At 59.9% G+C, this 19,289-nt stretch carries 19 protein-coding genes, 1 tRNA gene and 1 pseudogene; 16 read left to right on the forward strand and 5 right to left on the reverse strand.

Annotated elements, in window-relative coordinates; genetic code table 11:
* The first annotated feature begins 29 nt into the window (after positions 1–29).
* The 3 genes from ACYP2Q_RS15935 to ACYP2Q_RS15945 are packed head-to-tail and all read left to right on the forward strand — an operon-like array spanning position 30 to position 3,202.
* Positions 30–1,439: a circularly permuted type 2 ATP-grasp protein gene (locus tag ACYP2Q_RS15935; protein WP_459731319.1), complete on the forward strand. Its 1,410-nt coding sequence runs from the start codon at positions 30–32 to the stop codon at positions 1,437–1,439.
* A gap of 12 nt (positions 1,440–1,451) precedes the next feature.
* The gene (locus tag ACYP2Q_RS15940; protein WP_459731320.1) at positions 1,452–2,402 is read left to right on the forward strand and encodes an alpha-E domain-containing protein; all 951 of its coding nucleotides are present in this window, start codon (positions 1,452–1,454) and stop codon (positions 2,400–2,402) included.
* Positions 2,399–3,202, forward strand: a complete 804-nt coding sequence (locus ACYP2Q_RS15945; protein ID WP_459731321.1) for a transglutaminase family protein — start codon at positions 2,399–2,401, stop codon at positions 3,200–3,202. The genes ACYP2Q_RS15940 and ACYP2Q_RS15945 overlap by 4 nt, the downstream gene beginning before the upstream one ends.
* A gap of 60 nt (positions 3,203–3,262) precedes the next feature.
* Here the strand turns inward: ACYP2Q_RS15945 and ACYP2Q_RS15950 are convergent, their stop codons facing one another.
* Complete coding sequence (locus ACYP2Q_RS15950; protein ID WP_459731322.1) at positions 3,263–4,084, reverse strand: c-type cytochrome; 822 nt, start codon at positions 4,082–4,084, stop codon at positions 3,263–3,265.
* Between the two features lie 596 nt (positions 4,085–4,680).
* On the opposite strand from ACYP2Q_RS15950, the gene ACYP2Q_RS15955 reads away from it, so the two are divergent.
* The 3 genes from ACYP2Q_RS15955 (at position 4,681) to ACYP2Q_RS15965 (ending at position 8,872) form a co-directional block, all read left to right on the forward strand.
* Positions 4,681–5,886, forward strand: coding sequence for an acetyl-CoA C-acetyltransferase (locus tag ACYP2Q_RS15955; RefSeq protein WP_459731323.1), 1,206 nt, complete (start codon positions 4,681–4,683; stop codon positions 5,884–5,886).
* A gap of 24 nt (positions 5,887–5,910) precedes the next feature.
* On the forward strand, positions 5,911–8,055 hold the full coding sequence (locus tag ACYP2Q_RS15960; RefSeq protein ID WP_459731324.1) for a 3-hydroxyacyl-CoA dehydrogenase NAD-binding domain-containing protein: 2,145 nt from the start codon (positions 5,911–5,913) through the stop codon (positions 8,053–8,055).
* Positions 8,056–8,149: 94 nt separating this feature from the next.
* Positions 8,150–8,872, forward strand: coding sequence for an amidotransferase (locus ACYP2Q_RS15965; RefSeq protein ID WP_459731325.1), 723 nt, complete (start codon positions 8,150–8,152; stop codon positions 8,870–8,872).
* A 91-nt stretch (positions 8,873–8,963) separates the two neighbouring features.
* Here ACYP2Q_RS15965 and ACYP2Q_RS15970 read toward each other — a convergent pair whose 3' ends face one another.
* From ACYP2Q_RS15970 to ACYP2Q_RS15980, 3 genes are all read right to left on the reverse strand, one after another.
* Positions 8,964–9,935 carry a magnesium and cobalt transport protein CorA gene (locus ACYP2Q_RS15970; protein ID WP_459731326.1) on the reverse strand — a complete coding sequence of 324 codons (972 nt, stop codon included), beginning with the start codon at positions 9,933–9,935 and terminating at the stop codon, positions 8,964–8,966.
* A 139-nt stretch (positions 9,936–10,074) separates the two neighbouring features.
* Positions 10,075–10,797: a lysophospholipid acyltransferase family protein gene (locus tag ACYP2Q_RS15975; RefSeq protein ID WP_459731327.1), complete on the reverse strand. Its 723-nt coding sequence runs from the start codon at positions 10,795–10,797 to the stop codon at positions 10,075–10,077.
* Positions 10,798–11,011: 214 nt separating this feature from the next.
* Positions 11,012–11,701 (reverse strand): crotonase/enoyl-CoA hydratase family protein, encoded by a 690-nt coding sequence (locus tag ACYP2Q_RS15980; RefSeq protein WP_459731328.1) that lies wholly within the window; start codon positions 11,699–11,701, stop codon positions 11,012–11,014.
* Positions 11,702–12,009: 308 nt separating this feature from the next.
* On the opposite strand from ACYP2Q_RS15980, the gene ACYP2Q_RS15985 reads away from it, so the two are divergent.
* From ACYP2Q_RS15985 to ACYP2Q_RS16025, 9 genes and pseudogenes are all read left to right on the forward strand, one after another.
* A tRNA-Ser gene (locus tag ACYP2Q_RS15985) sits at positions 12,010–12,099 on the forward strand.
* Between the two features lie 319 nt (positions 12,100–12,418).
* Positions 12,419–12,601, forward strand: coding sequence for a hypothetical protein (locus ACYP2Q_RS15990; RefSeq protein WP_274073285.1), 183 nt, complete (start codon positions 12,419–12,421; stop codon positions 12,599–12,601).
* Between the two features lie 117 nt (positions 12,602–12,718).
* Positions 12,719–13,789: pseudogene (locus ACYP2Q_RS15995) on the forward strand (serine hydrolase domain-containing protein).
* Positions 13,786–14,106: a YbjQ family protein gene (locus ACYP2Q_RS16000; protein WP_459731329.1), complete on the forward strand. Its 321-nt coding sequence runs from the start codon at positions 13,786–13,788 to the stop codon at positions 14,104–14,106. The pseudogene ACYP2Q_RS15995 and the gene ACYP2Q_RS16000 overlap by 4 nt, the downstream one beginning before the upstream one ends.
* A 143-nt stretch (positions 14,107–14,249) precedes the next feature.
* On the forward strand, positions 14,250–14,438 hold the full coding sequence (locus ACYP2Q_RS16005) for a hypothetical protein (protein ID WP_046816156.1): 189 nt from the start codon (positions 14,250–14,252) through the stop codon (positions 14,436–14,438).
* Between the two features lie 312 nt (positions 14,439–14,750).
* Positions 14,751–15,119 (forward strand): bacteriocin, encoded by a 369-nt coding sequence (locus tag ACYP2Q_RS16010; RefSeq protein ID WP_459731330.1) that lies wholly within the window; start codon positions 14,751–14,753, stop codon positions 15,117–15,119.
* 113 nt (positions 15,120–15,232) lie between these two features.
* Positions 15,233–15,694, forward strand: a complete 462-nt coding sequence (locus ACYP2Q_RS16015) for a glycine zipper domain-containing protein (protein WP_459731331.1) — start codon at positions 15,233–15,235, stop codon at positions 15,692–15,694.
* Between the two features lie 107 nt (positions 15,695–15,801).
* A complete protein-coding gene (locus tag ACYP2Q_RS16020) occupies positions 15,802–16,020 on the forward strand; it encodes a hypothetical protein (RefSeq protein WP_459731332.1) in 219 nt (72 codons plus the stop codon).
* A gap of 629 nt (positions 16,021–16,649) precedes the next feature.
* A complete protein-coding gene (locus ACYP2Q_RS16025; protein WP_459731333.1) occupies positions 16,650–17,345 on the forward strand; it encodes an HAD-IA family hydrolase in 696 nt (231 codons plus the stop codon).
* Positions 17,346–17,465: 120 nt separating this feature from the next.
* On the opposite strand, the gene ACYP2Q_RS16030 is transcribed toward ACYP2Q_RS16025, so the two are convergent.
* Positions 17,466–18,212 carry a 3-oxoacyl-ACP reductase family protein gene (locus ACYP2Q_RS16030; RefSeq protein WP_459731334.1) on the reverse strand — a complete coding sequence of 249 codons (747 nt, stop codon included), beginning with the start codon at positions 18,210–18,212 and terminating at the stop codon, positions 17,466–17,468.
* Positions 18,213–18,338: 126 nt separating this feature from the next.
* Between ACYP2Q_RS16030 and ACYP2Q_RS16035 the strand changes: the two genes are divergently transcribed.
* The gene (locus tag ACYP2Q_RS16035) at positions 18,339–19,262 is read left to right on the forward strand and encodes a LysR family transcriptional regulator (protein ID WP_459731335.1); all 924 of its coding nucleotides are present in this window, start codon (positions 18,339–18,341) and stop codon (positions 19,260–19,262) included.
* The last annotated feature ends 27 nt before the right edge of the window (positions 19,263–19,289 follow it).

The raw sequence follows: 19,289 nt of genomic DNA on the forward strand, positions 1-19,289 counted from the left end.
CTGGTTGTCCGGGTGACAAGGAGTACGGCATGATCCGCACCTATTTTGATGAGATGTACGATGCCGGCGGCCAGGTCCGCCCGCATTATCGGGAGTTTGCCCGTTGGCTGGCCGATACGCCTGACGAGCTTTTGGCGCAACGGCGACGCGAGGCCGATCTGTTGTTTCATCGCGCCGGGATTACCTTCACGCTCTACGGTGATGAGCAGGGGACAGAGCGCCTGATTCCCTTTGACACCATCCCTCGCAGCATCCCTGCCAGTGAATGGCGGGTGGTCGAGCGCGGCTGCATCCAGCGGGTCAAGGCGCTGAACATGTTCCTCGCCGACCTCTACCACGAGCAACGCATCATCAAGGCCGGGATCATTCCGGCCGAACAGGTGCTGGCCAACGAGCAATACCAGTTGGCAATGCAAGGGCTCGACCTGCACCGTGATATCTATTCGCACATTTCCGGCGTCGACCTGGTGCGCGACGGCGACGGCACCTACTACGTGCTCGAAGACAACCTGCGTACACCGAGCGGCGTCAGCTACATGCTCGAAGACCGCAAGATGATGATGCGCCTGTTCCCCGAGCTGTTTGCGGCCCAGCGCATTGCCCCGATCGACCATTACCCGAACCTGTTGCTCGACACCCTGAAAAGCTCCAGCCCGATCGATAACCCGAGTGTCGTGGTGCTGACGCCGGGGCGCTTTAACAGCGCCTTCTTCGAACATGCCTTCCTGGCCCGGGAAATGGGCGTCGAGCTGGTGGAAGGCGCGGATCTGTTCGTGCGTGACGACAAGGTATACATGCGCACCACCGACGGACCGAAAGCCGTTGACGTGATCTACCGTCGCCTCGACGATGCGTTCCTCGACCCGCTGGCGTTCAACCCCGACTCGATGCTCGGCGTGCCGGGGCTGCTGTCGTCCTATCGTTCCGGCAATGTCGTGTTGGCGAACGCCATCGGTACCGGGGTGGCGGACGACAAGTCGGTGTATCCGTTCGTCACCGACATGATCCGTTTCTATCTGGATGAAGAACCGATCCTGAAGAACGTACCCACGTGGCAGTGTCGCAATCCTTCTGAACTTTCCCACGTCCTGGCCAATCTGCCAGAGCTGGTGGTCAAGGAAACCCAGGGCTCCGGCGGCTACGGAATGCTGGTGGGGCCAGCGGCGACCGCGGCGGAAATCGAAGCCTTCCGCGCGCGCATCATCGCCAAGCCCCATGCCTACATCGCTCAGCCGACGCTGTCGCTGTCGACCTGTCCGACCTTTGTCGAAAGCGGCATCGCGCCACGCCATATCGACTTGCGTCCGTTTGTATTGTCTGGCCGCGAAACCCGGGTCGTACCCGGTGGTTTGACCCGTGTCGCCCTGCGCGAAGGCTCCCTGGTGGTGAACTCCTCCCAGGGCGGCGGAACCAAGGACACCTGGGTGGTCGAGGATTGAAGGAAGCCTGACATGTTAAGTAGAACTGCCTCGGATTTGTATTGGATGTCGCGTTACCTGGAGCGGGCGGAAAACCTCGCACGGATGCTCGACATCAGTTATTCGCTGTCGCTGATGCCACAGGATGGTCGCGGCGACGGCCTGCACGAACTGGCCATGCCGCTGCTGATCACCGGCACCCTGGACGATTACCTCGAACGCCACGGCGCGCTGCATGCCGAACGGCTGCTGCATTTCTTTGCCCTGGACGCGGCCAACCCGGCCAGCATCTACAGCTGCCTCGGCGCCGCACGGGCCAGTGCTCACGCAGTGCGTGGGCGCATCACCGCCGACATGTGGGAAAACATCAACGCCACCTGGCTGGAGATTCGTGGCATCGCCGAACAGGGCCTGAGCCGGTACGGCATGAGCCGTTTCTGCGAGTGGATCAAGGAGCGTTCCCACCTGTTCCGGGGAGCTTCCTACGGCACCATCATGCGCAATGACGCATTCCGTTTCATACGTTTGGGGACGTTCATCGAAAGGGCCGACAACACACTGCGCCTGCTCGATGCCCGCTACGAGATGGCCGGCGATCAAGCCGAAGCGGTCAGCGACGGCACGGCCCACGCCTACTACCAGTGGAGTGCGTTGCTGCGGGCATTGTCGTCTTTCGAGGCGTACACCGAGATCTACCGTGATGCGCCCGGTGCCCGGCATGTGGCCGAGTTGCTCCTGCTGCGGGCCGATGTGCCGCGCTCTTTGCGCGCCTGCACCGAAGAAATCGACCAGATCCTCGCCCAGCTTCCGGGGGCCAACGGCCGCCCCGCACAGCGCCTGGCAGCGGAGATCGACGCGCGATTGCGCTACACCGGCATCAGCGAAATCCTCGACGAAGGCCTGCATGCCTGGCTCACCGAGTTCATCCCGCTGGTGCGCCAGTTGGGTAACGCCATTCACAGTTCCTACCTGGAGGCTGCATGAGACTTTCCATAAGTCACGAGACCACCTATCACTATGAGGATCAGGTGCGGGCGAGCATCCAGTACCTGCGGCTGACTCCCCACGACAGCGAGCGCCAGCACGTGCTCAGCTGGCAACTCGATTTGCCGCGGCCGGTGCGTGCGCAACTTGATCCGTTCGGCAACATCCTGCATGTGCTGACCATGGACGAGCCTCACGAGGCGATCATCATCGGCGCCCGTGGCCAGGTCGACATCGACGAGTTGCGCGAGGCTGAGCACGAGAGCCAGTCAGCCTTGCCGTTCCTGCGCTTCACCCGGCTGACCGAGGCCGACCAGGCGCTGCGTGCGTTCGCCGACAAGGCGTGCAAGCAGCGCCGCGACCGGACGGCGCTGATCGACTTGATGCACGGCCTCAATCAGCACATGACCTACACGCCGGGCGCCACCGAAGTGGACACCAGCGCTGCGCAGGCTTTCGCCGGGCGTTCGGGCGTGTGCCAGGACCACACCCACGCGTTCCTCGCCTGCGCGCGTAGCCTGGGCATCCCGTCGCGTTATGTGTCGGGGTACCTGTACAGCGAAAACAGCGAACACCTGGCCAGCCATGCCTGGGCCGAAGCCTGGCTCGATGACGCCTGGTACAGCTTCGACGTGACCAACGAACTGGCGCGACCGGAGCGACACCTGAAACTGGCGGTGGGCCTTGATTACCTGGACGCCTGCCCCGTACGTGGTATGCGCCGCGGTGGCGGGTGTGAGCAGATGCACGCCAAAGTGTTCGTATCGCCGACGCCGGTGATTTGCGTACAACAGCAGTAATCAGCCACACCACAGATCCCTTGTAGGAGCTGGCAAGCCAGCTCCTACAAGGCCACGTGTTCAGGGCTTAACCTTGCGCCCGACCATATGCTGCAAATACCCCACCAGCATCCGCAGATCCTCATCCGGCAACACCTCTGCGGAGAACCCGGGCATCTTCGCCTGGGGCCACTGGCGCAAACTCTGCGGGTCGCGGATATAGCGCGTGAGGAAATCCGCACCGAAGTACTCGGTCGGGTTGTAGGGAATATTCAGGTCGGGGCCGAATTGCGCATCCCCGGCGCCATTCAACCGATGGCAAGCCAGGCAGTTTTTCTGAAACAGCGCAAAACCCTGGTTGACCGGGTCATCGGCCTTCAGCGCAGGATCCGGCAGCAGGGCAGGGAAGCGCTCGGCCACGGGGGCCAGGCGCTTGATGCTGGCGACCTCGAACGGCCATTGTTCGGGGCTGATGTTGCCTGCCCGCGGATCGGTCCAGACCAGGTAAAACGGCCCGGCGCTGTGTTTGCCCGCAGACAGCGGTGGCCATGGCTTGGCGGGGTCTTCGATCGCAAGCCAGGCCCGTGCGCCCTGGGTGTTGAGCAGCGGTGCGGCCGAAAGTTCGGCGGCAAAGCCGTCCAGTGCCACGGCTTGCAGGTGGTCGTCAGGCTTGATGTCGGTCAATAGCGCGGCCAGCGGCACGGCGCGATAGGTCATGTCACGCTTGTAGGAAACGTCATTGCTGATATTGATGGTCTGCACTTGAGGGTGCTTGAGAAGCTCCTCGGTTTGCCACGTGCGACTGTTCGCGCCCAGCTCAAGGTTCAGCTGTGCGGCATGTAGAGGCGTGCTGAGCAGCAGGGCCCCGAACACAATGAGCGTTTTCAAATGATCGCCATCCATGTTGTGCAAGTGCCACAAAGGTTGGCACAACCACGCTGGCCCGTGAAGGAAGCCAGTCACATGTTTACATGGCGATAAAACATCTGGTGCCGTCTTTCAAGAACGACTATCCGATCACCTTGGTCAGGTTCGGCAAAATCAACAACAGAGTGGTGGCGAAAAGAATGAGCCCGGCTTGACGAACTTTCGATTGTTTGAACATGGCTGACCGCCTTTTTTTTGTTATTTCCTGATGCCTGCCTGCACATCTCCTGACGGCAAACGCTGCACTTCCTGTAGGACGAGCGCCTCGGCAAAACCCGACGACAACTTCGTACACCTTCACCTTAGAGCCCGCGTCACGCTTGGTTTAGATCCATTTAGTATGGTGTTCTCACTAGATGCTATTAAAAAGGCATGAGGCCTATTGCCAGCTTCTTGTGCGGCCTTTTGCTAGACACCTGCGTGTCCTGAACCGGTTCACCGGTGGCGGGATGACCGTCCGTCTGAGCGTGGGCGTCAATGCCTGTGAGCACTGCGGTCATTGAATCCATTGCGCCATGGGCCAACAGTGAGGGCTGTGTTTTTTCTCACCTGCATTGCGGTTCGAGGACGTCATGACCCAAGCTTTGATTTTCGACGCGTTACGTACGCCCCGTGGCAAAGGCAAGGCCAACGGCGCCTTGCATGGCGTCAAGCCGGTGAGCCTGGTGGCCGGTTTGCTCACGGCGTTGCAACAGCGTACCGACCTGGATACCAGCCAGGTCGATGACGTGGTGCTCGGTTGCGTGACGCCCATTGGCGATCAAGGTTCCGACATCGCCAAGACCGCGGTCCAGGTGGCGGATTGGGACGTCAGTGTGGCCGGCGTGCAGGTCAATCGTTTCTGCGCCTCGGGGCTGGAGGCGGTGAACCTGGGGGCGATGAAAGTCCGTTCCGGTTTCGAAGACCTGGTGGTGGTCGGCGGCGTCGAGTCCATGTCACGAGTGCCCATGGGCAGCGACGGCGGGTCGTGGGCGCTGGACCCGGCAACCAACCTGCACGGCCATTTCATTCCACAGGGGGTGAGTGCCGATCTGATCGCCACGCTTGAAGGTTTCAGCCGTCAGGACGTCGATGCCTACGCGCTGCACTCGCAACAAAAAGCCGCACGGGCACGGGCCGATGGCTCGTTCAAACAGTCCCTGGTGCCAGTGCAAGACCAGAACGGCATCCTCCTGCTCGATCATGATGAATTCATCCGAGCCGAATCGACCCTGGAAGGCCTGGGCAAGCTCAAGCCGAGTTTCGAAATGATCGGCCAGATGGGCTTCGACGCCACCGCGCTGCGGGTCTTCAGCCAAGTGGAGCGGATCAATCATGTCCACACCCCCGGCAACAGTTCCGGCATCGTCGATGGCGCGGCGTTGATGTTGGTCGGCTCCGAAGCCAAGGGCCGGGCGCTGGGCCTGCAGCCACGGGCGCGGATCGTCGCCACGGCGGTCACCAGCACCGACCCGACCCTCATGCTCACCGGCCCCGCGCCAGCCACCCGCAAGGCGTTGGCCAAGGCCGGGCTGCGGGTCGAAGACATTGATCTGTTCGAGGTCAATGAGGCGTTTGCCTCGGTGGTGTTGAAGTTCATCAAGGACATGGCCGTCGACCCGGACAAGGTCAATGTCAACGGCGGTTCCATTGCCATGGGCCATCCGTTGGGCGCCACAGGCTGCGCCATTCTCGGCACGCTGCTCGATGAACTGCAAGCCCGGCACCTGCGTTATGGCCTGGCGACCTTGTGTGTCGGCGGCGGCATGGGCATTGCCACCATCATCGAACGCCTCTGAGCCCGCACTTCAAGGAACCTGTTTATGAGCCAAGCCATTCGTTACGAAAAAGGCCAGGACCACATCGTCGTCCTGACCGTCGATCTGCCGGGCCAGGGCGCCAATACCATGAATGCGGTCTACCGCGAGGCCATGGCTGAGTGTATCGCCCGCCTGGCGGCCGACAAGGACGACATCGCCGGGGTGATCATCACCTCGGCCAAGAAAACCTTCTTTGCCGGCGGCGACCTCAATGAGCTGATCAAGGTCGACAAATCCCAGGCCAAGGCTTTTTACGACAGGGTGCTGACCCTCAAGGGCCAACTGCGCACCCTGGAAACCCTCGGTAAACCCGTGGTCGCCGCGATCAATGGCGCGGCGCTGGGTGGTGGCTGGGAAATCTGCCTGGCCTGCCATCACCGCATCGCGCTGGACGATTCCTCCGTGCAACTCGGCCTGCCGGAAGTGACCCTCGGCCTGCTGCCGGGTGGCGGCGGGGTGGTGCGCATGGTGCGCATGCTGGGCATTGAAAAAGCCCTGCCGTACCTGCTTGAAGGCAAGAAAATCCGCCCGCAGCAGGCCTTGCAGGCGGGATTGATCGATGAACTGGCGGTGGATCGCGAGGCGCTGCTGAGCAAGGCGCGCACCTGGATCATTGCCAACCCGACGGCGGTCCAGCCCTGGGACGTGAAGGGCTATCAGATTCCCGGTGGCACACCGTCCAACCCGAAAGTCGCACAGATGCTGGCGATTGCGCCGTCGATCCTGCGCAGCAAAACCCAGGGCACACTGCCCGCGCCGGAGAAAATACTCTGCGCGGCAGTGGAGGGCGCCCAAGTGGATTTCGACACGGCGAACCTGATTGAAACCCGTTACTTCACCGAGCTGGCTACCGGTCAGGTGGCGAAAAACCTGATCGGCACCTTCTGGTTCCAACTCAACGAAATCAATGCCGGCGGTTCGCGTCCTCAAGGATTCGCGCCTTATGTGACGAAAAAAGTCGGGGTGCTCGGTGCCGGGATGATGGGGGCGGGCATCGCTTTTGTCAGCGCGTCAGCCGGTATCGAAGTGGTGCTCAAAGACATCACCCTGGCGGCGGCCGAGAAGGGCAAGGCGCACTCGGCGGCGTTGCTGGACAAGAAAGTGGCGCGTCGGCAGATCAGCGCCGAGCAGCGGGAAGCCGTGCTGGCGCGCATCCACGCTACCGACAACGATGCCGAACTGGCCGGTTGCGACCTGATTATCGAGGCGGTATTCGAGGACCGAGAGTTGAAGGCCAAGGTCTCATTGGCCGCGCAAAAAGTGGTGGGCGCGGATGCGGTGATTGCCTCCAACACCTCGACCCTGCCGATCAGTGGCCTGGCCACGGTGGTGCCGGACCCAGGCAAGTTCTTAGGCCTGCATTTTTTCAGCCCCGTGGAAAAAATGCCCTTGGTGGAAATCATCAAGGGCGCCAGCACCCACGACGAAACCCTGGCTCGCGGCTTCGATTTCGTCCTGCAGATCAGGAAAACCCCGATCGTGGTCAACGACAGTCGTGGTTTCTTCACGTCTCGGGTGTTCGGCACCTTCACCAATGAAGGCATTGCCATGCTGGGTGAGGGCGTCTGTGCGGCGATGATCGAGACCGAGGCGCGCAAGGCCGGCATGCCGGTCGGGCCTCTGGCGATCTCGGACGAAGTTTCCTTGAGCCTCATGAGCCATATCCGCCAGCAAACCGCCAAAGACCTGGAGGCAGAAGGCAAGGCGCTGATCGAACACCCGGCCTACGCCGTGATTGACTTGCTGCTCAACGAGTACAAACGTCCGGGCAAGGCTGCCGGAGGTGGTTTTTATGAATACCCGGCGGGTGGCCAGAAACATTTATGGCCTGAACTGAAAACCCGCTTCGAAAAGGCCGACGGGCAGATTTCGCCAAAGGATGTGCGTGATCGCCTGCTGTTCGTGCAAGCCATCGAGACCGTGCGCTGTGTGGAGGAGGGCGTGCTGACTTCAACGGCGGATGCCAACGTCGGCTCGATCTTCGGCATTGGCTTCGCCGCCTGGACCGGCGGAGCGCTGCAGTTCATCAATCAGTACGGGGTGCAGGACTTTGTCGCCCGTGCCGAATATCTGGCCGGGCAGTATGGCGAGCGCTTTGCACCGCCGGCGCTGCTGCTGGAGAAAGCCGCCAAAGGGGAGACGTTTTAGGGATAGGTGACACACTGCGGGGCTTGCCTTGTCACGGTGTTTCAAGGCAGGCTCTGGGGTGTGCAATATTCCCATCACGTGTCAGGTATTTTTTATGTCGTTACGCATCTGCATTCTGGAAACCGACATCCTGCGTCCGGAATTGGTTGACCAATATCAGGGCTACGGGCAGATGTTCAAACACCTGTTTTCGCAGCAACCCATCGCCGCCGAGTTCACCGTCTACAACGTGATGCAGGGCGAGTATCCCAGCGATGACCTGACGTTCGACGCCTACCTGGTGACCGGCAGCAAAGCCGATTCCTTTGGTACCGACCCGTGGATCGAAACCCTCAGGACCTATTTACTCAAGCGCTACGAGCGCGGCGACAAGCTGCTGGGCGTGTGCTTCGGCCACCAGTTGCTGGCACTGTTGCTGGGCGGCAAAAGCGAGCGTGCGACCCAGGGCTGGGGCGTTGGCACCCATAACTACAAACTGGCCGCCAAGGCGCCATGGATGAGCCCGGTACGCGAAGAGCTGACCCTGTTGATCAGCCACCAGGACCAGGTCACCTCGCTACCGGAAAACGCCACGGTGATCGCCTCCAGCGATTTCTGCCCGTTTGCCGCCTACCACATCAACGATCAGGTGCTGTGCTTCCAGGGGCATCCGGAATTCATCCACGACTATTCCCGGGCATTACTGGAAATTCGCCAGCAGGCGCTGGGCGAGCAGATTTATTCCAAAGGCATGGCCAGCCTGGAGCATGAGCACCACGGCACGACCGTCGCCGAGTGGATGATGCGCTTTGTGGCGCATAAACCAGAAACCGTTTAAAAGCTCCGCCGGCAAGCCGGTTCCTACAGAAATTGCGCGTCCCTTGTAGGAGCTGGCTTGCCAGCGATTCCCACGAACGCCTCGGTCTCGCCTACAACCACCCCGATTTCTTGAAGCTCGCCCACAACCCCGTACACCCCACCGCAATAAAACCCAACACTGCGAAATACCCGTAATGCCAGGTCAACTCCGGCATGTTCTGGAAGTTCATCCCGTAGATCCCCGCCACTGCCGTCGGAAACGCCAGGATGGCCGCCCACGCCGCGAACTTGCGCTGCACCACACTCTGGCGTGAGGCTTCCAGCAAGACCCCGACCTCGATGGTCTGGCTGGCAATGTCCGCCAAGGTCGTCAGGTCTTCCATCTGCCGCGTCACATGAATCTGCACATCGCGAAAGTACGGGCGCATGTTCTTGTCGATGAAGGGGAAGCTCAGCTTCTGCAGTTCTTCACCGATCTCCACCATCGGCGCTGCAAACCGGCGCAAGCGCAATACATCGCGGCGCAGGCTGTGGAGTTTTTGAATGTCGCGCTCATTCAGTGAGTCACACATCACGTTGCGTTCCAGCTCATCGATCTCGGCATGGATCGCTTCGCCCATCGGCTGGTAGTTTTCGATGACGAAATCGAGGATGGCATAGAGTACGAAATCTTCCCCGTGCTCCAGCAACAGCGGACGCGCCTCACAACGCTGCCGCACATAGGCGTAGGACGCCGAATGACCGTTGCGCGCGGTAATGATGTAGCCGTTGCCGGCGAAGATATGCGTCTCGATGAACTTGAGCTTGCCTTCTTCGCGTATGGGCGAATAGGTGACGATGAACAGCGCATCGCCAAAGGTTTCCAGCTTCGGGCGGCTGTGTTTTTCCAGGGCGTCTTCAATGGCCAGTTCATGCAGGTTGAACTGGCGTTGCAGGTTGTACAGTTCTTCTTCATTCGGCTCTTCGAGGCCGATCCAGACGAAGTGCCCAGGCTTTGCTGCCCAGGCCGCGCCTTCGTCGAGGGTGATATTGGTGACTTTCTTACCAGCGCTGTAAACCGCAGCAGCAACAACTCTACCCATGATGTTGATTCACTTCTTCTTGGCAGCGTTCAGCTTAGCCTTGTCTGCTATCGGGAGGCAGTGAAATCTTGCAGGAGCCCGGCTTGCCGGCGAAGGCGTCCGCCCAGTCGATGGATTTATCGACGGACAGACCGCTTTTTCAAGCAGCCTGCAGTTGCCGATCCATCGAATCGATGCATTCGCGCATCTGCTCGCGGCACTGGGCGATCAGCATGGGCATATCATCCAGGCTCAATCCCGCGGTAGGAATGGCCGGCAGGGAACGGATCAGAACTTTCCCGCTGCGCCAGCGGTTCAAGCGCATTTGTTTGACGTAACTGCTCACACACACCGGGACGATTGGCACACCGGCGGCGATGGCCATCTGGAAGGCGCCTTTTTTGAACGGCAGCAGCTCTTCGCCCAGGTTGCGTGTGCCCTCCGGGAAGACCCAGATCGAAGTGTCTTCGTTTTGCAGGGTATGGGTGGTGGTCAACATCGACTGGCGCGCCTTCTGCGCATTGCCGCGGTCGATCAGTACATTACCGGCCAGCCAGAACAACTGACCGAACAAAGGCACCCATTTCAGGCTCTTTTTACCGATGCACACAGTACGGCGGGGCACCACATTGCCAAACACGAACAAATCGTAGTTGGACTGATGATTGGCAATGATCACGCAGCTGTCGGGTTTGTCCATCAACGGCCCGACGTCGGCTTTTACCCGCAGGCGCAAAATGCACATCGCCGGCCACGCATAGAGACGCGCGCACAGGCGGCTGTTGTCCGGATTGAATGGGCGACACAGGCCAAGCACTACGCCCAGCACACCTGCCACAACAAAGTGCAGGCCCATCAAAGACATACGTAAAGCAAAGAGCATTTTCAGGCCCCACCGGGACAAAAGGTGGCGCAGTGTACGGATGTGCACTGTTTTCGGCAATTGCCACTATAGAGGCGGGAGATAGACGATGTTTGAGCACATGTTTCCGACTGGCAGGTCAGACTTGTCCTAGAGCGGTCCCGGCCTTTTCAACGCAGCCCCAAAGAAAAGCCCGACACGACGGTCGGGCTCCCGGGTTAATGCAGCATCGGGCTCAGCCCATATGTTCCTGATCCAGCATGATCGCGTTATCCAGCTTTTCCAGCAGAGCCTTGCGCACTTTCAGCTTGGTGTTCTTGTGGGCCGTCATGTTGATTTTCTTCAACTGGCGAGCCGCCGCCAGCGCCGCGCCTTGCAGCTCTTGGGCCGCGACCACGACATCCAGGTACCCGGCGGCCACGGCGCTTTGCGGATTGAACATCTCACCATTGACCACTGAACGCTGGAAGGCTGATTTGTCCAGGCGATCGCGGGCAATCTCGATACCGGCGTGGTGCATGGTCATGCCGATCTGCACTTCGTTCAAGCCAATGCTGAAGGGGCCATCGACACCCAGGCGATAATCCGCCGACAGCAGCAGGAATGCACCCTTGGCGACCGCATGCCCAGGGCAGGCGACGATGACCGGAAAGGGGTGCGACAACAGGCGACGGGCCAGCGTCGAGCCGGATGTCACCAGCGACACGGCTTCCTTGGGACCGGAGGTCATCACCTTCAGATCGTACCCGCCCGAGAGAATCCCTGGCTGACCGGTAATGATCACCACCGCGCGATCAGTCACCGCCTGATCCAGCGCAGCGTTGAACGCCGCGATCACGTCCGGAGAGATGGCATTGACCTTGCCGTTGCTCAAGGTCAGGGTCGCGATACCGTCTTCGAGGTGGTAGGAAATCAACTCACTCATGACGCTAATCCTTTCAATAAAGTAGGGCAGAAGTTACTCACCGCCACCGGTCAGGTAAAGCGCCATGACTGACTCGCTGGTCACCCTTTACCCGCTCGGCAAGCGTCACCCGGCACGCCAGCCGCGTATTGCCAGCTATATAGAAGCGAGTGCCAGGCCGGAGATTGGCCGGTTTGCCATTACCCGAGGCAACCGGAAACAGGTAAGAGCGTTAAGCGCATGAAAATTCTGAAAAAAATGTTTGCCATCAGAAAGGCTTTCGACTACATTAGCGCGCCTCGACAGACAGAACATGTTTGAAGAGATACGGTGAAGTGTCCGAGTGGCTTAAGGAGCACGCCTGGAAAGTGTGTATACAGGAAACTGTATCGAGAGTTCGAATCTCTCCTTCACCGCCACATTCGATGTAAACAGAACCCCTGGTTTCGAGAGAAGCCGGGGGTTTTGTGTTTTTGGACATGTCATTTATTTACGTATCGTGTAACTGCGCCAGGTAACTAGCGAAGGCAATTCCGAAATCTGCGTAGGAAACGAGATCGGCGTGTCGGACGTCATGCTGGAGAGTCAAGTGGATAGCTGCTTTCATAGGGGCTGCCACTTGAAACAAGTCGTCTGGTAAAAGGTATTGGTTTTATGTTTTTCGGGTGCAAAATGAGTAGCAGCACCCAACGCGACTCACTCCAGGATGGAAAGGTACCCGCCATGCAGGAATTGACCATGAAGCAGGCCGAACTTGAAAAGGTTCATGTGGAAATCGTCAAGCTGATGGCTGAACAGCGCAAGCTGAACGCCGAAGCGGGAAAGATGACCCGTGAAACGTTTTGGTATCCAGTGGCGGTGGCCACCGGGCTGATTGGTACAGTAGCCACAGTCACTGCGGTGCTGGTGAAGTTGCTCTGACACCGTGGGTCTTACCAGGGAGCCGCGTCCACATCCGTTCACCTGTTAAACTGCCCGAACCCTTCGAATGGAATCGACAGCATGTACCCCTTTCACGCCGCTTTTCGCGGTGTAACGATGTCCATCGCCGGAGTACTGTTGGGCGTCGCCCCCTCATTCGCCTCTGCGTTAACCCCCACGAGTTTTCCCGATGCTGCCGCAGTGACCCGGCCAGGCTTGGCTGGATGGTCGGCTCTGCCCACCTGCCGATCGTACTGTGCGGTTTGAAGACGGCAGTTTTTTCCGCTTTCCGGCGATGCGCTGGAGTGTCTCGAACTTCCGGCAGCTGATGCCCACCACCAATGTTTCGCGAGGACTGGGCGCACCCGTGTCGTTGCCGTCGGCGCTGCGTAAGGATATCGACTCCATCAGTTTCTTCCCGCTCGGTTCGCAGGATGCGATGACGTGGGAACAGTCCCTCGCAGCCACCTATACCGACGGCGTTGTGGTATTGCATCGCGGGAAAATCGTCTACGAGCGTTACTTCGGTGTGTTGAACCCGCAAGGGGCCCGCTGCCCAAGCCCAAGGATTACAACGGTCCGCGTAGTTACTACGAGTTTTTACAGACGGTACAAACGCAAGGTGAGCATGGCATCGCGTTCGCCTACAAGACGGTCAACACCGACGTGCTGGGGTGGATCATCGCCCGAGCCACCGGGCGCAACGTCGCGCAGTTGTTGTCGGAGCGCATCTGGAGTCGGCTGGGGGTCGAGCAGGATGCTTACTTCACCGTGGATTCCATCGGCACTCCCTTTGCTGGCGGTGGCTTGAACACGGGCTTGCGCGACCTTGCCCGTTTTGGCGAGATGCTGCGCAATGACGGTCGATTCAATGGTGAGCAAATCGTCCCCAGGGCGGTGGTCGACGATATACGTCGCGGGGGCGACAAGCAGGCTTTTGCCCCGGCCGGTTATGCCTTGCTCAAGGGCTGGAGCTACCGTTCGATGTGGTGGGTGACGGACAAGAAGGGCGGGGCCTTCATGGCGCGCGGGGTCCATGGTCAGCGGATCTATGTCGACCCCGCGGCCGAGATGGTGATCGTTCGTTACGCCTCGCATCCGGTGGCCGGCAACTCGGCCAACGACCCTGTAACGATGCCGGCATTCGATGTGCTGGCTCAACACTTGAACAAGAAGGCCATTCAATGATCACGACCACAACCCACACGGTCGAAGGCCGACAGATCACCGCCTATCTGGACATCGTCAGCGCTGAGTCAGTGCAGGGCGTCAACCTGGTCCGCGACCTTTTCGCCGGCATGCGGGATATTTTCGGTGGGCGCTCCCAGACCCTGGAGCGTGCGTTGCAAGAGGCACGTATCCAGGCCACCGACGAGATAAGGGAGCAAGCGCGGGCACTCCAGGCGGATGCGGTGGTGGGGCTCGCTTACCAGATCAGCATGCCCACCGGGAAGGGCGGCATGGTTGTGGTTTTTGCGTCCGGAACGGCGGTCAGACTGAGGTGAAAGTTCCTGCCCATTCGTCGGGCATTCGCTCATCTGAACTACAAGTCCGTAAATGACCGGCTAGTCTCAAAATCCTTGGTGATCGATATTTTTCGTGCAAAGGGCTTGCCGGTGTCGATCCCGAATTTGAGAGGGGTGAAGCGATGACTGAACCGTATATCGAAGACGACGGCGCAGAATATCCGATCAACAACTACGTTCAGTGCGGCCAGACGGAGTATGTGGCCAGCTTCGGTGAAGACCAGGCCAAGGTCCTCAAGATCAAGACCAAGGCTTGTCGAGTGTTGAAGGGGAAATTCCTACCCAAACTTACGGAACCGGCCAGGCAGTAATAAATGTACCTGCGAGCAAACCCCGTCATCGAACGGGGTTTTTTTTGCCGGAAATGTGAACGAATATTTAATCTGGAAAGTTTTCACAAACTTTTCACAAGGCGCTACGTAGGCTCAACTCATCCGTTAGAAGCAACACCCTGCCCGTTCCCCAGCGGGCTTTTTTTTGCCTGCGATAAAACCTTTTCCGAAATTGCTGTCCAACCGTCGCCTATAACGAGGTTGAGCGCGCGCATGTCTGGACTTTGTCTCCTCTAAAGCATTCAATCTCGCCCCTTTTGATTTTCATCCCCTATTTTTGAGGTTTCTGTCATGCGTTTCACTCTGCCTGCTCTGGTTCTGGGTCTTCTGGTTGCTCAAGGTGCAATGGCCGGCGACGGCACTGCCGCCGTCGGTGGCGGCCTGGGTGGTGCACTGGGTAACGTTGTTGGCCAGAGCATGGGCGGCAGCACCGGTGCCGCGATTGGTGCCGGTGTTGCAGGCGCAGCCGGCAGTGCGGTTGCCGCCAAGAAAGGCCACCGTACCAGCGCTGCCATCGGTGGTGGCGTTGGCGCTGCCGGTGGTTCGGTCATCGGCAACAGCCTGGGTGGCAAGACCGGTTCGACCATCGGTGCAGGCCTGGGCGGCGCCCTGGGCGGCGGCGTAGGCAGTAACCTGGCCCACGGCCACAAGCGTCACTGATCCTCAAGGGTCCACAACAAAAGCCCGGCTCGATGCCGGGCTTTTGCGTTTTTGAACGTTTCTGCCGTTTGCGCCTCGAATGCTCCATACCCCCGATAGAAAAGAGGCGTGCCATGACCCTGAAAACCAAAGGCAGTGAAGCGCGATACCCTGGTGCTCGACGCTGGTCGGCTTTTGTTTTTGGATTGTTGTTTACACCGTTCGTGCTGGCAGCAGGCGACGGCACTGCCGCCGTTGGCGGTGGCATTGGTGGTGCATTGGGCAACGTGGTTGGCGGACAAATGGGCGGCAGCACAGGCGCCGCCATTGGTGCCGGTGTCGGCGGCGCGGCCGGTAGTGCGGTCGGCGCACCCAAGGGCAGTCGCACAGAAGCCGCGGTGGGCGGTGGATTGGGTTCGGCAGGCGGTTCGGTGATCGGCAACAGCCTGGGTGGCTCCACCGGTTCGACCATTGGTGCAGGCCTGGGTGGGGCGGCCGGTGGGGCGGTGGGCAACAATCTGGGCAGTGACGATGGCGGATCCCATTCCGGTGGCGGCCATAAACATAAGAACAAACACAAAAACAAGCATCACTGACGGACATCGATCGGTGTCGCAACCGATGGTCTCCCTGATCGAACCTGGCGATCAACCATCCCTCCAACGGTCAGGGCCTGCCTTTCAGGCCCGTTGAGAGGTGTCCCATGAACGCTGATCCGAAAGTCTCCGACATCGACGAAACCCCCGAATATCCCCTGCCTTCTCCCACCGATTCCCTGAGTCGGGATCAGCGCCCACCCGATGATGAGGCTGGTGTCGAGCAGGTTCCCAACGATGACCTCAAGCGCACGGATTCCGATGTCGAAGCAGACCCGAGCGACCCGGACATCGCAGGGGAGGATGCCTCCGGCGAGCCAAGCTGATAGACATCCAGTGCGAGACCGCCTGTCGAATGACTGGTAACCATACCGACGCATGGCTGCCAGACATAAGGTATGCAACTCGTAAAGGAGACGCACCATGATCAGGTCAAGATGGATGGCCCTGACAGTGGCCGGTCTGTTGTCGCTCGGGTCAGGCATGGCATTTTCCCAGTCGTCTGGCAATGATGCGCCCGTCGACAAGGGCGGGATGCCACCGTCCACCGAAATGAATGCAGGCTCTGGCCCGGAGAATGCGCTGCCTCCTGGCTCCATCAATAACGGCAATGCAGGCGATGCCAATGGGAGCAGCACCCGCCCGGAGACAAAAAACGGCTCGACCAGCGGTGGCAATTCGATGGGGAGCGGTTCTGGGAGTGGGTCTGGAGGATCAGGTAGTCCTGCCGGCGGGAGCACAGCGCCTGCGGGTGGCGGGACAGGCAAAGCGGGCGGATAGCCTGCTGAAGAATCAACAGCAGTGAGAGGACGAGCCCGGCGATTTGCCGGGCTTTTGCGTCATCCTCTCGTTGCTCTTGGCCGGCGCTGCTCGTTATGCTGCTGAAACCTTTAATCTGTCGCGGAGCCGGCCGTACCTGAGCCGCCTGGGATGTCATGAAAACGGATCAGATGCGATGAGTTCACCGCGCAAAGAGTTCGGCCCGATCAAGGCCGTGATTTTCGATATGGATGGCTTGCTGCTGGATACCGAGGGCATTTACACCGAGGTCACGGCCACGATCGCCGCACGCTATGGACGCACGTTCGACTGGAGCGTCAAACAGAACATCATCGGTCGTGGTGCCGGTGATCTGGCGCGCTATGTGGTGCAGGCGCTGGATTTGCCAATCAGCGCCGAAGAGTTTCTAGTCATTCGCGAGCCGCTGATGCAAGAGCGTTTTCCTACGGCGCAGGCGATGCCGGGCGCAGAACAGCTGGTCCGGCACTTGAAGGCGCATAACGTTCCCATTGCCGTGGGCACAAGCTCCTCGAGCCAGTCGTTCGGCCAGAAAACCACCTTGCACCGCGACTGGTTCGCCTTGTTCGACTTCATCGTCACCGCCGATGATCCGGAAGTCGGCGCAGCCAAACCGGCGCCGGATATCTTCCTGACGGCAGCGCGACGCCTGGGTGTCGAGCCGCAGGATTGCCTGGTGTTCGAGGATTCGCCGTTCGGTGTCACGGCAGCCAAGGCGGCGGGGATGACGGCGATTGCGATTCCCGATGCGGCCATGGCGGACGAAAAATACGCACACGCCGATGGCATTCTTCGTACGTTGAAGGCATTCGTACCGGGTGCCTGTGGCTTGCCGGCACTTGAGTGGTCCTGATGACATTAACTGTGGGAGCGGGCTTGCTCGCGAAAGCGGTGTGTCAGGCCACATCAATGTCGACTGATACTCCCTCTTCGCGAGCAAGCCCGCTCCCACAGTTTGATTGCATTCAATTCATCAGGCGCCAAAACCACCGTCGATGGTCAGGCTCGCGCCGGTGATGTAGCCGGCTTCGGGGCTGACCAGGTAAGCGACGAAACTGGCGATTTCTTCGGCCTTGCCATAACGCCCCACTGCCATCAGCGGAATCAGGCTGTCGGCGAAGTCGCCGTGGGCAGGGTTCATGTCGGTATCCACCGGGCCGGGCTGCACGTTGTTGATGGTGATGCCTTTGGGGCCGAGGTCGCGGGCCAGGCCCTTGGTCAGGCCGACCAGCGCCGATTTGCTCATGGCGTACGGGCCACCACCGGCGAAGGGCATGCGGTCGGCGTTGGTGCTGCCAATGTTGATGATTCGACCGCCTTCGGTCATGTGCCTGGCGGCAGCCTGGGTGGCGATGAACACACTGCGCACGTTGATCGCCAGGGTCTGGTCGAAGTCTTCGAGTTTGAAATCTTCCAGCGGTGCAACGGCCAGCACGCCAGCGTTGTTGACCAGGATATCCAGCCTGCCAAAGGCTTCCACGGTGGCGTTCACGGCGCCGCGAATAGCATCTGCGTCGGCGCTGTCGGCCTTGATGGCTAGGGCTTTGCCGCCAGCAGTAGTGATGCTGTTTTGCAATTCCTCGGCCTTGGCCGTGGAGCTGACATAGGTAAAGGCGACCGTCGCGCCTTCAGCGGCCAGGCGCTTGACGATGGCAGCGCCGATGCCGCGGGAACCGCCCTGGATCAAAGCCACTTTGCCGCTGAGGTTCTGAGTAGTCATATCGATCTCCAAAGTCCCGAGGCGAGATGTCCCGGTTGATGGAGCCTAGTATCGAATCAGGATTGCACGCTGAGTAGAGGGTAATTGCGATAGTCTGTGTAAACCGCAAGTTTATAATGGCTATCCATGGAAACGTTCAGCAGTATCGAATGCTTTGTACGCAGCGCTGAGGTTGGCAGCTTTGCCGAAGCTGCGCGACGCTTGAGCCTGACCCCTGCGGCAGTGGGCAAGAGCGTGGCCAAACTCGAAGCGCGGCTGGGCGTACGGTTGTTTCAACGCAGCACCCGCAGCCTGACGCTAACGGAGGCCGGTCAGCTATTTCTCGATGAAGTCAGTGGCAGCCTGCTGACCATCCAGAACGCCGTGGCCAATCTGGCCAGCGCCGAAGGCCGACCGGCGGGCACCCTGAAGGTCAGCATGGGTACCGTGTTCGGGCGTTTATACATCGTGCCGCTACTCGGTGAATTTTTACAGCGCTTTCCGGCGATCAACCCGGACTGGCATTTTGATAACCGGCAAGTCGACCTGATCGGCCAGGGTTTCGACGCCGCGATTGGTGGCGGCTTCGAACTGCCCCAAGGGGTGGTGGCGCGCAAGCTGACGGTAGCCCATCGTGTGCTGGTGGCCTCTGCCGGTTACCTGGCGGCGCACGAGGCGATCCTCGAGCCTGACGATCTCAAGCAGCACGACGGCATCCTCATTCGCTCGCCGCAGACCGGGCGCGTGCGCTCCTGGCAGTTGACCAGTCGCACCCAGCAACACAGCCCCTTGAGCCTCAGGACGCGGATGACCATGAGCGATTCGGAGGCGGCTTGTGCCACGGCAGTTCAGGGGTTGGGCATTGCCTTGGTGAGCATGCCGTTCGCGTCGGGTTATCTGGAGGCGGGGACGTTGCAGCGGGTGTTGCCGGACTGGTATGTCGATGATGGCAATATTTCCATCTATTACGCTGAACACAAACTGCTGCCCGGTAAGACCCGGGCGTTTGTGGATTTCATTATTGAGCAGTTTGCGAAGCGGGGGTGGGGGCGCAGGTTCAGTGCTTTATGAGTATGGCTCTGGACCGAGGCGCGGCAA

The sequence above is a fragment of the Pseudomonas sp. MHK4 genome, assembly GCF_054600775.1.